This window comes from Streptomyces sp. NPDC033136, assembly GCF_055578235.1.
Genome location: NZ_JBVIPD010000010.1, coordinates 137,834 through 152,021, shown reverse-complemented (window position 1 = coordinate 152,021; position 14,188 = coordinate 137,834). Strand labels below are relative to the sequence as shown.

The following is a 14,188-nucleotide window of genomic DNA, read 5'->3' as shown; positions in this document are numbered from 1 at the left end:
AAACCTGTTGCCCCCGGCCTCGCGGCGAAGCGAACCTGTCACGGTTTGTTGCCTTCGGCCTTCTCCCCATCCCCCTGACCCGAGCCACTGGGACGTCATGCAGATTCAAGACCTTCCGTACCCCGACCCGGGCGTGCCGGACGCGCGTTCGGGTCCCCGATTCCTGAGGTGGCTCTTCCGGAACCAGCTGGGCGGGCAGCTCAAGGCGCTGGCCTGGGGGCTGCTGCACTTCGCCTCCGTCGCCGCGCTGCCGTTCTGCGTCGGCGCCGCCGTGCAGGCCGTCGTCGACCGCTCCGGCACGGGACTCGCCCTGGCGGGCGGTCTGCTGGCGCTGGCCTGCGCCGGCAGCGCGGTCGGCGACACCCTCCTGCACCGCGTCGCGATCACCAACTGGATCACGGCGGCCGCGCGCGTCCAGCAGCTGCTCGCCCGCAAAGCCGCCCACTTGGGCTCGGCACTGACCCGGCGCGTCGCGGCCGGTGAGGTCGTGGCGGTCTCCACCGGTGACGTCGAGAAGATCGGCTGGTTCGTGGAGGCCCTGTCCCGGTTCACCGCGGCCCTGATCACCGTCGTACTGGTCTGCGTCGGCCTGCTCGTCTACCAGCCGGCCCTCGGCGTGGTCGTCGCCGTGGGCCTGCCCGTGCTGGCGCTCGCCGTCCTGCCGCTGCTGCCCCGCGCCACCCGGCGTGCCGACGTGCAGCGTGAGAAGGCCGGACGCGCCACCGAACTCGCCTCGGACACCGTCGCCGGTCTGCGGGTGCTGCGCGGCATCGGCGGTGAGGAACTCTTCCTCGACCGCTACCGCCGCGCATCCCAGGAGGTCCGCCACGCGGCCGTGCGCAGCGCCCGGATGTGGTCCCTGATCTCCGCGATCCAGGTCCTGCTGCCCGGTCTGCTGCTCATCGCCGTCGTCTGGTACGGCGTGCATCTGGCGCGCCAGGGCCGGATCACCGTCGGTGAACTGGTCACCGTCTACAGCTCGGTCATGATCCTCACCTATCCACTGCGGCACTTCGAGGAGATCGCCATGGCGTACTCCTTCTCCCGGCCCTCCGCCAGGCGGACCGCGGGCGTGCTGGCGCTGGAGCGGGCCACGGACACCGCCGGGTCGCGAGCGGCCGGCGTCCCCGCGGGGGACCTGTACGACCCGGAGAGCGGGCTGCTCGCACCGGCCGGCCGGCTCATGGCCGTGGTGTGCGGCGACCCGGACGCGGCGGGCCGGCTGGCGGAACGGCTGGGCGGGCACCCGTCCCAGGAGGGCACCTCGGTGCTGCTGGGCGGTGTGCCGCTCGACGAACTCCCGCTGGACAGCGCCCGTACGGCCGTCCTCGTCCAGGACAAGGACCCGGTCCTGCTGTCCGGCACGCTGCGCGAGCTGCTCGACGTACCCGCCTCGGACGACGTCGAGCCGCGGGATGCGCTGGCGGCCGCGCAGTGCGGCGACGTGCTGGCGGCGCTGGTGCAGGGCTCGCTGGACGCCGCCGACCCCATGGACGCGCGGATCACCGAACGCGGCCGGTCCCTGTCCGGCGGTCAGCGGCAGCGGCTCGCGCTCGCCCGGTCGCTGCTCACGGACCCCCAGGTGCTGGTCCTCGACGAGCCGACCTCGGCCGTCGACTCGCACACCGAGGCCCGGATCGCCGAGGGCGTACGGGAGTTGCGCGCGGGGCGCACGACCGTGGTGTTCACCTCCTCCCCGCTGCTGCTGGACCGCGCCGAACGCGTCGTGTTCCTGCACGAGGGCGAGGTCGTGGCGGTCGGCGCCCACCGCGAACTGGTGCACGCCGAGCCCCGTTACCGGGCGGTGGTCACCCGCGAGACCGACGACGAGGCCGCCCCGCACGTGCGGTCCGGCGGGGCCGTTCTCGACGGCGTACCGCAAGAAGACGTACTGCAGGACGACGTACTGCGAGAAGACCTACTACGAGAAGACGACGTGCTGCACGAACTGGAAGAGATCGAGGAGAAGGCATGATCGGCGTCGCGCCACCGGCGTACGACCCGGCGGCCCCGACCACGGCGAGCACCCTGCCGGTCGGCGTCCCCGCGACCGTCCGTGCCTACGTGACCGAACTGCTGCGGCGCCACCGCCGGGCGTTCGTGCTGCTGGTCGCCGTCAACGCAGCGGCCGTCATCGCCTCGATGGCCGGTCCGTGGCTGCTGGGCGGACTGGTGGAGCGGGTGTCCGACGGTGCCCGGGACCTGCGCCTGGAACGCACCGCGGGGCTCTTCGTGGCCGCGCTGGTGGTCCAGGCCGTGTTCGTCCGCCAGGTGCGGCTGCACGGCGCGATGCTGGGCGAGCGGATGCTGGCAGACCTGCGCGAGGACTTCCTCGTGCGGTCGGTCGCCCTGCCGCCCGGCGTGCTGGAGCGGGCCGGGACCGGTGACCTGCTGTCCCGGATCACGACGGACATCGACCGGCTGGCCAACGCGATGCGCGAGGCCGTGCCGCAGCTGTCGATCGGTGTGGTGTGGGCGGTCCTGCTGATGGGAGGACTGGTCGTCACGGCACCCCCGCTGGCGCTCGCCGTGCTGGTCGCCCTGCCGCTGCTGATCGTCGGCTGCCGCTGGTACTTCCGGCGGGCGCCCTCGGCCTACCGCTCGGAAGCCGCCGGGTACGCCGCCGTGGCCGCAGCGCTCTCCGAGACGGTGGACGCCGGGCGTACCGTCGAGGCCCACCGTCTCGGTGACCGCCGTATCGCGCTGTCGGAGCGCCGGATCCGGGAGTGGACCGCCTGGGAGCGGTACACGCTCTGGCTGCGGTCGGTGCTCTTCCCGGTCGTCAACATCACCCACTTCACCGTGCTCGCCTCGGTCCTGATGATCGGCGGCGTGTTCGCCCTGAACGGGTGGATCGACGTCGGCCAGCTCACGACCGGCGCGCTGATCGCCCAGATGCTCGTCGACCCGGTGGGCATGATCCTTCGCTGGTACGACGAGCTGCAGGTGGCGCAGGTGTCGCTGGCCCGGCTCGTCGGGGTCCGGGACGTCGAGCCGGACGCGGGCGACGCCACGGTCGTCCCCGAGGGGCGCCATGTGCACGCCGACCGGGTGCACTTCGGGTACCTGGAGGGCGTGGACGTCCTGCGCAAGGTGTCCCTGGAGGTCTCCCCCGGCACCCGGCTGGCCCTGGTCGGCCCCTCGGGTGCGGGCAAGTCCACGCTGGGCCGGCTGCTCGCCGGGATCTACGCGCCCCGGGACGGCCGGATCACCCTGGGCAGCGCCGAGCTGTCCCGGATGCCCGCCGAGCGCGTGCGCTCCCATGTGGCGCTGGTCAACCAGGAGCACCACGTCTTCGTGGGCTCCCTGCGCGACAACCTCCGGCTCGCCCGGACCGGGGCGGTCGACGCCGAGCTCTGGGCGGCGCTGGGCGCGGTCGACGCGGACGGCTGGGCCAGGGCGCTCGACGACGGCCTGGACACCGAGGTCGGCTCCGGGGGCCTGGCGCTCACTCCCGCACAGGCCCAGCAGATCGCCCTGGCCCGCCTGGTGCTGGCCGACCCGCACACGCTGGTCCTGGACGAGGCGACGTCCCTGCTCGATCCCCGCGCCGCCCGCCACCTGGAGCGTTCCCTGGCCCGGGTCCTCGACGGCCGTACCGTGATCGCCATCGCCCACCGGCTGCACACCGCGCACGACGCGGACGTCATCGCCGTGGTCGAGAACGGGCGGATCAGCGAGCTGGGCAGTCACGAGGAGCTGGTCGCGGCGGACGGGGCGTACGCGGCGCTGTGGAGGTCCTGGCACGGGTGAACCGGCACGGGTGAGGGCCCCGGGGGCGGGGGCACGTGCTGGTGAGTCCTTGGCGTTGCGCGGTCCCGAGGCTCGGTGGAAGGCTGGAAGCAGGCACCGGCTCGGGGAACGCCCGGGGACCGTGGCAGTGGTCCAGCGACGGGCGGCGCCGGTGCACCGTGCGGCGGCGGCCCGGCGCGGGCCTTCGTGAGAACGGGCCCGTCCCCACCCCCTGGAGGTACCCGTGAACAGCTCCGACGGCTGGGGAGACGACGTCTACCAGCCGGATCAAGACGAGCAGAGAGAGGACACGGGGCTGCTCGACGCCGAGGACACCCTGGAGAACGACGGCGTCGACGATCCCCTGGACCGGGGCTGGTCCCCTCCGGAGCGGCCCTGGGCCGTCGAGCACCTCGGTGTGACGGCGGCCGAGCGGCAGCGGGGCGAGACGCTGGACCAGCGGCTCTCCGAGGAGCTGCCGGAGCCCGTCGCCCCGGACGGTGACGGCCTCGGGGACTGCGCGGGCACCGACGGGGAACTCCTGGACAACGAGGTCGGCGCGGCCCGCTCCGGCCGGCTCGTGGCCCCCGACGAGGGCGCCCACGAGGACGAGGAGGCCGCGCTGGTCGCCACGGACGTGGGCATCGACGGGGCCGCGGCGTCCGCCGAGGAGGCCGCCGTGCACATCGTCGACGAGGACACCCTGTCCGGCTGACCGCGGAAACCGGCCCGAGCCGCTGGAGGAGCATCCATACAGCAGGACAAGCACCCCGACTACCACCCCGTCGTCTTCCGCGACCGCGCCGCCGGTTACGCGTTCCTCACCCGGTCCACCGCGACCAGCGAGCAGACGATCGCGTGGGACGACGGCGAGACCTACCCGGTGGTGGACGTGGAGATCTCCTCGGAGAGCCACCCCTTCTACACGGGCAGGGCCCGCACGGTGGACACGGAGGGCCGGGTCGCCGCGTTCGAGCGGCGGTACGGCAGCGGCTGAGGCGCGTCTTCGGGCTCGGGGAGCGCACGGGCCTGCGGCGGGGGAAACGCACGGACCTGCGGCTCAGGGAGGACCCGGAGCTGCGGCTGGTGAAGCCACGGACTGTCGGGCTCGGGGAGACACCCGGACCTGCCGGCGCACGGGAAGAAGCGAACAGACCTGCCGGCCCGGAAGCAGCACGGACCTGCCGGCGCACAGACCTGCCGACTCGGAAGGAAGCCGGACCCGGCCCGCCGGCTGGGGCCGGGGTCAGATCACGTTGAGCGCCGCCGCGCAGCCCACCCCGCCGAGCAGCATGAACACCGGCATCAGCACCTTGAGCTCGACCCAGCTGCCCGCCCGGAACCGCATGAACTTCGGCGGCCCGACCGGGTACCAGCGCTTGCGGCCGACGGGGATGGGCCACAGGATCGGGCAGCCGGAGACGGTCAGCGCGTCCCCGATGTCGTGCACGATCGCGCCCAGCACGACCGGCAGCCCCAGCCACAGGTACTCCTGGCCCGGCGCGGTGAACAGCCAGTCGGCGCCGTTGCCCGGCTTGTCCAGCACGCCCGCGAGGATCCACGCGGTGGTCGCGGCCAGCAGCCACACCAGGACCTCGCTGCTGGAGCCGCGCGTCGCCCGCCACAGCAGGCCCTCGATGGCCAGGACCATGTGCACGAAGAGGACCGCCAGCACGCCCCAGCGGTCACTGGTGATCGCCACGGCCGAGGTGCCCGCACCGATCAGCACCGCCCACAGCCAGGTGTGCGTCAGAGTGCGGTGCCCGCCGGAGCGGCGCGGGTCGCCCTGCTTCTTGGTGGCCTTGTAGACGGCGTACGACAGCTTGTCGACGATCTCGCACAGCCAGCGCGACACCGGTCCGAAGGACCGGGAGATGGTTGCCGCCTTGTGGTCGAGGTCCGGGGCGAGGGCGGCTCCGGCGCAGATCAGGGCACCGACGAGGAGGACCGGCCAGGGCATCGGGTGCCCGGCCGCCGCGGCGGCCGCGCCGACGCCGAGCCAGGCCGCGCCGCCCGACAGTGAGTGTGCTGGTCCCATCATGGCCGTTGCCCGCCCCATTCCTCATGTGCCGCTGTCCAGTTGACCGGGTGCGCTGACGTTCCCGTCGGCGCCCCAGCGTAGCGTTCGTGATCTTCGGGCCCGCAGCCGATTCCCGCATCGGGCACCGGGCCAGGCAAGATGGGGGGCGTGACCCTCATCGATCAGTTGCCGCGGACCGCCGACCCCGACGCCCTGTACGAAGCCTTCGAGTCGTGGGCCGGCGAGCGGGGTCTCACGCTCTACCCCCACCAGGAGGAGGCACTGATCGAGGTGGTCTCCGGCGCGAACGTGATCGTGTCGACGCCCACGGGCTCCGGCAAGAGCATGATCGCGGCGGGCGCGCACTTCGCGGCGCTGGCCCGGGACGAGGTCACCTTCTACACGGCTCCGATCAAGGCGCTGGTGTCGGAGAAATTCTTCGAACTGTGCAAGATCTTCGGCACGGAGAACGTGGGCATGCTGACCGGAGACGCGTCGGTCAACGCCGACGCCCCCGTCATCTGCTGCACCGCCGAGGTCCTCGCGTCGATCGCGCTGCGCGACGGCAAGCACGCGGACGTCGGCCAGGTCGTGATGGACGAGTTCCACTTCTACGCGGAGGGCGACCGCGGCTGGGCCTGGCAGATCCCGATCCTGGAGCTGCCGCAGGCACAGTTCGTGCTGATGTCGGCGACGCTCGGCGACGTCTCCTTCTTCGAGAAGGACCTCACCCGCCGCACCGGCCGCCCGACGGCGGTGGTCCGCTCGGCGACCCGCCCGGTGCCCCTGTCCTACGAGTTCCGCTACACCCCGCTCACCGAGACGCTGACCGACCTGCTGGCAGCCCGGCAGGCCCCCGTCTACATCGTGCACTTCACGCAGGCCCAGGCGGTGGAGCGGGCGCAGGCGCTGATGAGCATCAACATGTGCTCGCGGGAGGAGAAGGAGCGGATCGCCGAGCTGATCGGCAACTTCCGCTTCACCACCAAGTTCGGCCGCAACCTCTCCCGTTACGTCCGGCACGGCATCGGCGTGCACCACGCCGGCATGCTGCCCAAGTACCGGCGTCTGGTGGAGAAACTGGCGCAGGCCGGCCTGCTGAAGGTCATCTGCGGCACCGACACCCTCGGCGTGGGCGTCAACGTCCCCATCCGCACGGTGCTGTTCACGGCCCTCACCAAGTACGACGGCACCCGCGTACGCACCCTGCGCGCCCGGGAGTTCCACCAGATCGCGGGCCGTGCCGGGCGGGCCGGCTTCGACACGGAGGGCTTCGTCGTCGCGCAGGCGCCCGAGCACGTCGTCGAGAACGAGAAGGCGCTCGCCAAGGCGGGCGACGATCCGAAGAAGCGCCGCAAGGTCGTCCGCAAGAAGGCCCCCGAGGGCTTCGTCGCGTGGTCGGAGCAGACCTTCGAGAAGCTCATCGCCTCCGAACCGGAGCCGCTGACCTCCCGGTTCCGGGTGACGCACACCATGCTGCTGTCGGTGATCGCCCGCCCCGGCAACGCCTTCGAAGCGATGCGCCACCTGCTGGAGGACAACCACGAGCCGCGCAAGCAGCAGTTGCGGCACATCCGCCGCGCCATCGCGATCTACCGTTCGCTGCTCGACGGCGGCATCGTCGAGAAGCTCGACCAGCAGGCCGCCGAAGGGGAGGAAGGTGAAGGCCGCATCGTCCGCCTCACGGTCGACCTCCAGCAGGACTTCGCGCTCAACCAGCCACTGTCCACGTTCGCACTCGCCGCGTTCGAACTGCTCGACCCCGAGTCGCCGTCGTACGCGCTCGACATGGTGTCCGTCGTGGAGTCGACGCTCGACGACCCCCGGCAGATCCTCGCCGCCCAGCAGAACAAGGCACGCGGCGAGGCCGTCGCCGCGATGAAGGCCGACGGCGTCGAGTACGAGGAGCGCATGGAGCGCCTCCAGGACATCACGTACCCGAAGCCCCTGGAGGAACTGCTCTTCCACGCGTACGACACCTACCGCAAGAGCCACCCCTGGGTGGGCGACCATCCGCTGTCGCCGAAGTCCGTCATCCGGGACATGTACGAGCGGGCCCTGTCCTTCACCGAGTTGGTGTCCCACTACGAGCTGGCCCGCACCGAGGGCATCGTGCTGCGCTACCTGGCCAGCGCCTACAAGGCCCTCGACCACACCGTCCCGGACGACCTCAAGTCCGAGGATCTGGAAGACCTGATCGCGTGGCTGGGCGAGATGGTGCGCCAGGTGGACTCCAGCCTGCTGGACGAGTGGGAGCAGCTCGCCAACCCCGAGGTGATGACCGCCGAGGAGGCCCAGGAGAAGGCCGACGAGGTCAAGCCGGTCACCGCCAACGCGCGCGCCTTCCGCGTCCTGGTCCGCAACGCCATGTTCCGCCGCGTCGAGCTCGCCGCCCTCGACCAGGTCGGGGATCTGGGCGAGATGGACGCGGAGTCCGGCTGGGACGCCGACGCGTGGGGCGAGGCGATGGACACGTACTGGGACGAGTACGACGACCTCGGCACCGGCCCCGGCGCCCGCGGCCCCAAGCTGCTCCTTATCGAGGAGGAGCCGGAGAACGCCCTGTGGCGGGTCCGGCAGATCTTCCACGACCCGAACGGCGACCACGACTGGGGCATCAGCGCGGAGGTCGACCTCACCGCCTCGGACGCGGAGGGCCGCGCGGTCGTCCGGGTCACCGACGTCGGCCAGCTCTGACCGGCCGGGCAGCAGCGAGCACAGGAGAATCCCACCCATGACGACGAACCCGGCCGAGAGGCTCGTCGACCTGCTCGACCTGGAGCAGATCGAGGTCAACATCTTCCGCGGCCGCAGCCCGCAGGAGTCCCTGCAGCGGGTCTTCGGCGGCCAGGTGGCCGGCCAGGCGCTGGTCGCCGCCGGCCGCACCACCGAGGGCGACCGCCCCGTGCACTCGCTGCACGCCTATTTCCTGCGCCCGGGCCGGCCGGGCGTGCCGATCGTCTACCAGGTCGAGCACGTGCGCGACGGGCGGTCGTTCACCACCCGCCGGGTCACGGCCGTGCAGCAGGGCCGCACGATCTTCAACCTCACCGCCTCCTTCCACAAGCCGGAGGAGGGCAGCTTCGAGCACCAGCTGCCGCCCGCCCGCAAAGTCCCGGACCCCGAATCCCTGCCCACGGTCACGGACGAGATCCGCGAGCACCTGGGCACACTGCCCGAGCAACTGGAGCGGATGGCGCGGCGCCAGCCCTTCGACATCCGCTACGTCGACCGGCTGCGCTGGACCGCCGAGGAGGTCCGGGACGCCGAGCCGCGCAGCGCCGTGTGGATGCGAGCGGTCGGGCCGCTCGGCGACGACCCGCTCGTCCACACCTGCGCCCTCACCTACGCCAGCGACATGACCCTCCTGGACGCCGTCCGCATCCCGGTGGAGCCGCTGTGGGGGCCGCGCGGCTTCGACATGGCGTCGCTGGACCACGCCATGTGGTTCCACCGGCCGTTCCGCGCGGACGACTGGCTGCTCTACGACCAGGAGTCGCCGATCGCGGTCGGCGGCCGTGGTCTGGCCCGGGGCCGGATCTACGACCAGGAGGGCCGGCTGGTCGTGTCCGTCGTGCAGGAAGGGCTCTTCCGGAAGCTGGGCTGACCTCGCCCTTCGCCCGGCAGGGAAGCCCGCGCTCCGCGGATCTCCCGATCGCGCCCGAGGCCGGATCCGGCGACCATGGCAGGAGGAGGCCCAGCCGGTGCCGCACGTCCGCCGATCCGGGAGGTGACCACGCTGCACACCGTGCTCCCCGTCCTGTTCGCGATCTGCGCGGCCTTCGGCAACGCCGTCGCGACGGTGCTGCAGCGCAAGGCGGCGCTCACCGTGCCGAGCTCCCAGGGGTTCCGGGCCGGGCTGATCGCCGATCTGCTGCGGCGGCCCGTCTGGCTGGCCGGCATCCTCGCGGTGATCGGCGCCGCCGTCCTCCAGGCGCTGGCACTGGCCACCGGCCCGCTGACGATCGTGCAGCCGCTGTTCGTGCTTGAGCTGCCGCTCACCCTCGTCGTCGCCTCGCTGCTGATGCACCGGCATCTGCCCGGCAGGGGCTGGCTGGCCGTGACGGTGGTGGTGGCCGGCCTGGCGATCGCGCTCGCGGCCGCCTCCCCCACCGGCAACCGCACCCACGTCGCGCTGGACCGCTGGATTCCCGCACTCGCCGTGTGCGCGGGGGTGGTCGTCGCCCTGTCGCTGGCCGCCCTCCGGCACCCGGAGGGCCGCGCCCGGGCGGCATGCCTGGGCACTGCCACGGCGATCAGCTACGCCGTGACCGCCGCCCTGATGAAGGCCGCCACGCACATCCTCGACGACCAGGGACTCGTCGCCTTCCTCACCGCCTGGCAGACCTACGCCTTCGCCGCCACCGGCGTGTGTGCGCTGTTCCTGCTGGAGAACGCCATGCAGGCCGGCCCGCTGGTCGCCTCGCAGCCCGCCCTCACCCTCGGCGACGCGCTGGTGAGCCTCGCCCTCGGCCTCCTCCTGTACGAGGAGACCATCCGCTCCGGGTGGTGGCTGCTGCCCGAGCTGTTCGGCGTCGCACTGATCGCCGCCGGGGTCTTCGCACTCGCCCGGATCCCGCTCACCCAGTCGCTGGTGGCCCCGGACGAGGAGCGCGAGACGGCTGCCGCGCCCTGAGCGCGAGGAGGCCGCCGGCTGGCCGGCTGCCTGACTGGCTTGCTGGCTTGCTGGCTTGCTGGCTACCGGTCGTTCGAGCAGGCGGGGTGACGGTTGCAGCCGGGTCACCCGTCCGGCTGGCACCGCGGGCACCACACCGTGCCGCGGCCTGCCATCCGGGATCGCCGCAGGCCGGTGCCGCAGCGTGGGCATCTCGGGTCGGGGTCGTCGCGGTGCCCAGTGAGCCAGGAGCCGCGCGGCGGCACGCAGCCGGCGGAGACCGATGAGCGCAGGGTGCGCCGCATCTCGCCGTACAGGCGACGGCGGTCGGCCTCGGTGAGATCACGCGCCGGGCGGTCGGGGCGCAGCCGGGCGCGCCACAGGATCTCGTCGGCGAGCAGGTTCCCGAGTCCGGCGAGAACGGACTGGTCGGTGAGCGCCGTCTTGAGGTGCCCGCGACGTGACGAGAGCACGGCCTCGAACTCCCCGCGCTCGACCGCCATCGCGTCGGGTCCCTGCCGCCGCAGCAGCCGGTCGATGTCGGACTCGTCGTGGGCCAGCCAGAGCCCCTGGAGTTTGCGCTGGTCACGAAAGCGCAACTGTCGGCCGCCGCCCAGGGTGAACAGGACCCGGTCATGCGCCTGGACCGCATCTTCGGACTGCCCGCAGACCAGCCGGCCGGTCATGCCGAAGTGCAGCACGAGGGTGGATCCGCCGGTACGGGCGAACAGCCACTTGCCGTGCCGTTCCGGCGTGCCGAACCGCCGCCCCTCCAGCGCGTCACGCAGCCGCCTCTCGTCGACCCCGTGCAGGACACCCGCGTCCCGCACGTCGACGTGCCGGATAACCCGCCCTTTCGCGCAGGACTCGAGCACCTGCCGGAAGCCCTCGACGTCGGGGAGCTCGGGCATGACCGGGGCGTCAGGTTTCGTGGAGCACGGACGGCACGTTCCCCGTCGGGTCCGTGAACCAGGCGGTCAGCGGGTCGCCGCCGCGCAAGACGCGGATCGCGTTCACGGAGAAGCCGCTGAACGCCCTTGTACTACCGAACATGGTCGCCTCCTGGACACAGTGTCCTTGGAGTGCCGACCTGTACGCATCCGGAAGCTCATCGGTCAGCCGGACGGGGTGTCGCAGCACCGCCGGGGCATTCCGCCGGCCGCCGCCGGCCTCTGCGGCGGAGCCAGCGCGGCAGGCCGTGCGAAGGCGCGGGGGCCAGGGGTGGTGGTGCCGGGGCGGGCGACTGCTGCAGGGCGAGGTCCGGGACGGGGTCCGGGACGAGGGCGGGGACCGGACGTGGTGCCGGGCTCTGCCTGCGGGCCGTCTCCATCGTGTGGGCCAGGTCCGCGCGGAACCACGCCACCTCGTCCGGCTCGCCCGCCGTCATGAGCGTCTCGGCCAGATCGGCGGCCGGAGAACCGGGGGCGCCGTGCGACGGAAGCCGGGGGCGGCAGCGGTCCAGGTGAGCGCGCTCGTGGGGGTCCTCGACGACGTCCGCCACGTCGTCGGGGTCGAGGAGGCAGGCGACGGCTGCCGCCCGTGCCCAGGGGTCGTCCCCCGCCTGCCGTGTCAGGAAGCCGGCGTGGCGTCCCCGCCAGTTGCGGGGCCTGCGGTCCAGCCCGGACTTCTGCCCCTCCCGGATCGCAGCGGGCGCACGGCGGCCGGTCAGCAGCCGGACGCTGCTCTGCTCGGCCGCGAACTGCTCCAGTTCCTCGGCCAGATACAGCCAGACGACGGTCCGATAGCGGTTGAGATAGAACGTCACGGGCACGAGCAGGCCGTAGCGAGCGAGGCTCGTGAACCTGGTGGGCGTCACGTTCATGCGCGCGGCGCCCTCGGTGGTGCCGACCGTCGTGACGCGCCGGCGCAGGCCGTCCGGGAAGCCGTCCTCCGTGCGCAGCCGGTCGATCTCGGCGCGGGCCACGCGAGGCCCTCCGCCGCCTTCGCCGGGAACGGTCCGGATGAGCCCGAGGTTGACCGCCAGGTCGAACTCGCCGCGCTTGAGGCCGAGTTCGCGGGCGGCCCGGCTCGGGGCGCAGGAAAAGCGGCCGGTTTTGGTGCTGGTGCCTGACATGGTCGGTCTCCCCCGTGGAGTCGGCGGCTCACGCCGTGTGCGATCGCCGTGAAACGACCGTAGCCGTTTCGGCGCACCTCGTGGTGAGCCTGTGGATAACTCCGCGGGGATGACGAACGTCCAGGTCAGAGGTCTGTCATCGGTTTCCGTTCAAGGTGGCGCGCATCCACGTCGAGGTGCTCACCCACCCGGTTGACCAGAAGTGTCATCTCGTACGCGATCTGGCCGATGTCGGCCTCCGCACCGCTGAGGACGCACAGACAGCTGCCCGTGCCGGCCGCGATCACGAAGAGCACCGCGTCGTCGAACTCGATCATCGTCTGGCGTACGCTGCCCGCGCCGAAGTGCCGTCCCGATCCCTTGGCCAGGCTGTGCAGGCCGGACGACACGGCCGCGAGGTGCTCGGCGTCCTCGCGGCGCAGCCCCGTGCTCGCCCCGGTCACCAGGCCGTCGTTGGACAGCACCAGTGCGTGCCGCACTTCGTGGACGCGCTCGGTCAGGTCGTCCAGCAGCCAGTCGAGTCCCTGGTTCTGCGCCATGTTCCGTTCTCCCCGTTTTCTCCCCGTGCGATTCTCCTCCTTGCCGGAGGATCTCCACGCCAGCCTTACCCACGACCGCTGCCGGGGCAAGGAGGATGGGAGCCATGGCAGAGAAGATGACCGACGCGCAATGGCGGGAGTTCGTCTCCCACGGCACCCGCACCGGAAAGCTGTCCACGGTCCGGGCCGACGGCAGCCCCCACGTGGTCCCGGTCTGGTTCGTGCTGGACGGGGACGAGCTGGTGTTCAACACCGGCAAGGACAGCGTGAAGGGGCGCAACATCGTCCGGGACGGCCGGGTCGCCCTGTGCGTGGACGACGACCGGCCGCCGTACTCCTTCGTGGTGGTGCGGGGCCGCGCCCGCGTCTCGGAGGACCTCGACGAGATTCGGCACTGGGCCACCCGCATCGGCGCCCGGTACATGGGCGAGGATCGCGCCGAGGAGTTCGGCGCCCGCAACGGCGTCCCGGGCGAACTCCTCGTCCGCGTCACCATCGACAAGGTCCTGGCGGAGGCCGACGTCGCCGACTGACCGCGCAAGTCCCGGTCAGCCGACCGAGTCGAGAAGCCGGGCGGTGTGCATCCGCCCGGCGTACTCGACGAGCCGGATCAGCACCTCCTTCCCCGAGTCGCGGTCCCGGGCGTCGCACAGCACCACGGGTGTGCCCCGGTCGAGGTCGAGGGCGCGCGAGACGCCCTGGGCGCCGTGCTGCCGGGCGCCCGCGAAGCAGTTGACCGCCACCACGAACGGGATGCGCCGGTGCTCGAAGTAGTCGACGGCGGGGAAACAGTCCTCCAGGCGGCGGGTGTCCGCGAGGACCACCGCGCCGAGCGCGCCCTGCGACAACTCGTCCCAGAGGAACCAGAACCGGTCCTGGCCCGGCGTGCCGAACAGGTACAGGGAGAGGCCGGACCGGATGGTGATGCGTCCGAAGTCCATGGCGACGGTCGTGGTGGTCTTGTGGTCCACGCCGTCGGTGTCGTCCACCATCTGGCCCGCTTCGCTGAGCAGTTCCTCGGTGCGCAGTGGCCGGATCTCGCTCACGGCGCCCACCAGGGTGGTCTTGCCCACGCCGAACCCACCGGCGACCAGGATCTTCAACGCCAGCGCGGCATTGTCGCCGTCTGCGGCGTCGGAGTGCTCGGAGACCATTGATCACTTCTCTCGGGAGTGCCGCCAACGGGTGACGTGCGTACGGGGGTTACG

14 protein-coding genes are annotated in these 14,188 nt (G+C 72.1%); 8 read left to right on the top strand and 6 right to left on the bottom strand.

Annotation, left to right across the window (positions count from 1 at the left end; translation table 11 throughout):
- Nucleotides 1–97 precede the first annotated feature (97 nt).
- From ACZ5TL_RS20580 to ACZ5TL_RS20565, 4 genes are all read left to right on the top strand, one after another.
- On the top strand, nt 98–1,975 hold the full coding sequence (locus ACZ5TL_RS20580) for an ABC transporter transmembrane domain-containing protein (RefSeq protein ID WP_468591437.1): 1,878 nt from the start codon (nt 98–100) through the stop codon (nt 1,973–1,975).
- The gene (locus tag ACZ5TL_RS20575) at nt 1,972–3,753 is read left to right on the top strand and encodes an ABC transporter ATP-binding protein (protein ID WP_468591435.1); all 1,782 of its coding nucleotides are present in this window, start codon (nt 1,972–1,974) and stop codon (nt 3,751–3,753) included. Before ACZ5TL_RS20580 ends, ACZ5TL_RS20575 begins: the two co-directional genes overlap by 4 nt.
- A gap of 223 nt (nt 3,754–3,976) precedes the next feature.
- Nucleotides 3,977–4,447, top strand: a complete 471-nt coding sequence (locus ACZ5TL_RS20570; protein ID WP_468591434.1) for a DUF5709 domain-containing protein — start codon at nt 3,977–3,979, stop codon at nt 4,445–4,447.
- Nucleotides 4,448–4,483: 36 nt separating this feature from the next.
- Nucleotides 4,484–4,729 (top strand): type B 50S ribosomal protein L31, encoded by a 246-nt coding sequence (locus ACZ5TL_RS20565; RefSeq protein WP_468591575.1) that lies wholly within the window; start codon nt 4,484–4,486, stop codon nt 4,727–4,729.
- A 249-nt stretch (nt 4,730–4,978) separates the two neighbouring features.
- Here the strand turns inward: ACZ5TL_RS20565 and ACZ5TL_RS20560 are convergent, their stop codons facing one another.
- Complete coding sequence (locus ACZ5TL_RS20560; RefSeq protein WP_468591433.1) at nt 4,979–5,773, bottom strand: metal-dependent hydrolase; 795 nt, start codon at nt 5,771–5,773, stop codon at nt 4,979–4,981.
- 147 nt (nt 5,774–5,920) lie between these two features.
- On the opposite strand from ACZ5TL_RS20560, the gene ACZ5TL_RS20555 reads away from it, so the two are divergent.
- The 3 genes from ACZ5TL_RS20555 (at nt 5,921) to ACZ5TL_RS20545 (ending at nt 10,388) form a co-directional block, all read left to right on the top strand.
- Nucleotides 5,921–8,449 (top strand): DEAD/DEAH box helicase, encoded by a 2,529-nt coding sequence (locus tag ACZ5TL_RS20555; RefSeq protein WP_468591432.1) that lies wholly within the window; start codon nt 5,921–5,923, stop codon nt 8,447–8,449.
- Nucleotides 8,450–8,486: 37 nt separating this feature from the next.
- A complete protein-coding gene (locus tag ACZ5TL_RS20550) occupies nt 8,487–9,359 on the top strand; it encodes an acyl-CoA thioesterase (protein WP_468591431.1) in 873 nt (290 codons plus the stop codon).
- A gap of 132 nt (nt 9,360–9,491) precedes the next feature.
- Nucleotides 9,492–10,388: a DMT family transporter gene (locus ACZ5TL_RS20545; RefSeq protein ID WP_468591574.1), complete on the top strand. Its 897-nt coding sequence runs from the start codon at nt 9,492–9,494 to the stop codon at nt 10,386–10,388.
- Between the two features lie 104 nt (nt 10,389–10,492).
- Here ACZ5TL_RS20545 and ACZ5TL_RS20540 read toward each other — a convergent pair whose 3' ends face one another.
- From ACZ5TL_RS20540 to ACZ5TL_RS20525, 4 genes are all read right to left on the bottom strand, one after another.
- Nucleotides 10,493–11,278, bottom strand: a complete 786-nt coding sequence (locus tag ACZ5TL_RS20540) for an Fpg/Nei family DNA glycosylase (RefSeq protein ID WP_468591430.1) — start codon at nt 11,276–11,278, stop codon at nt 10,493–10,495.
- Nucleotides 11,279–11,288: 10 nt separating this feature from the next.
- Nucleotides 11,289–11,420, bottom strand: a complete 132-nt coding sequence (locus tag ACZ5TL_RS20535) for a hypothetical protein (RefSeq protein WP_468591428.1) — start codon at nt 11,418–11,420, stop codon at nt 11,289–11,291.
- Nucleotides 11,421–11,475: 55 nt separating this feature from the next.
- On the bottom strand, nt 11,476–12,441 hold the full coding sequence (locus tag ACZ5TL_RS20530; RefSeq protein ID WP_468591427.1) for a DUF6397 family protein: 966 nt from the start codon (nt 12,439–12,441) through the stop codon (nt 11,476–11,478).
- A gap of 125 nt (nt 12,442–12,566) precedes the next feature.
- Nucleotides 12,567–12,980: a roadblock/LC7 domain-containing protein gene (locus ACZ5TL_RS20525; RefSeq protein WP_468591426.1), complete on the bottom strand. Its 414-nt coding sequence runs from the start codon at nt 12,978–12,980 to the stop codon at nt 12,567–12,569.
- A gap of 104 nt (nt 12,981–13,084) precedes the next feature.
- On the opposite strand from ACZ5TL_RS20525, the gene ACZ5TL_RS20520 reads away from it, so the two are divergent.
- Nucleotides 13,085–13,513, top strand: a complete 429-nt coding sequence (locus ACZ5TL_RS20520; RefSeq protein WP_468591425.1) for a PPOX class F420-dependent oxidoreductase — start codon at nt 13,085–13,087, stop codon at nt 13,511–13,513.
- A gap of 15 nt (nt 13,514–13,528) precedes the next feature.
- Here the strand turns inward: ACZ5TL_RS20520 and ACZ5TL_RS20515 are convergent, their stop codons facing one another.
- Entirely contained in the window at nt 13,529–14,134 is a 606-nt protein-coding gene (locus ACZ5TL_RS20515) for a GTP-binding protein (protein WP_468591424.1), read from the bottom strand.
- Nucleotides 14,135–14,188 lie beyond the last annotated feature (54 nt).

Excerpts from the sequence above, each read along its gene's own strand:
- ACZ5TL_RS20580 (WP_468591437.1), top strand. The coding sequence starts at position 98 with ATGCAGATTCAAGACCTTCCGTACCCCGACCCGGGCGTGCCGGACGCG.
- ACZ5TL_RS20575 (WP_468591435.1), top strand. The coding sequence starts at position 1,972 with ATGATCGGCGTCGCGCCACCGGCGTACGACCCGGCGGCCCCGACCACG.
- ACZ5TL_RS20560 (WP_468591433.1), bottom strand. The coding sequence starts at position 5,773 with ATGATGGGACCAGCACACTCACTGTCGGGCGGCGCGGCCTGGCTCGGC.
- ACZ5TL_RS20550 (WP_468591431.1), top strand. The coding sequence starts at position 8,487 with ATGACGACGAACCCGGCCGAGAGGCTCGTCGACCTGCTCGACCTGGAG.
- ACZ5TL_RS20540 (WP_468591430.1), bottom strand. The coding sequence starts at position 11,278 with ATGCCCGAGCTCCCCGACGTCGAGGGCTTCCGGCAGGTGCTCGAGTCC.
- ACZ5TL_RS20535 (WP_468591428.1), bottom strand. The coding sequence starts at position 11,420 with ATGTTCGGTAGTACAAGGGCGTTCAGCGGCTTCTCCGTGAACGCGATC.
- ACZ5TL_RS20530 (WP_468591427.1), bottom strand. The coding sequence starts at position 12,441 with ATGTCAGGCACCAGCACCAAAACCGGCCGCTTTTCCTGCGCCCCGAGC.
- ACZ5TL_RS20525 (WP_468591426.1), bottom strand. The coding sequence starts at position 12,980 with ATGGCGCAGAACCAGGGACTCGACTGGCTGCTGGACGACCTGACCGAG.
- ACZ5TL_RS20520 (WP_468591425.1), top strand. The coding sequence starts at position 13,085 with ATGGCAGAGAAGATGACCGACGCGCAATGGCGGGAGTTCGTCTCCCAC.
- ACZ5TL_RS20515 (WP_468591424.1), bottom strand. The coding sequence starts at position 14,134 with ATGGTCTCCGAGCACTCCGACGCCGCAGACGGCGACAATGCCGCGCTG.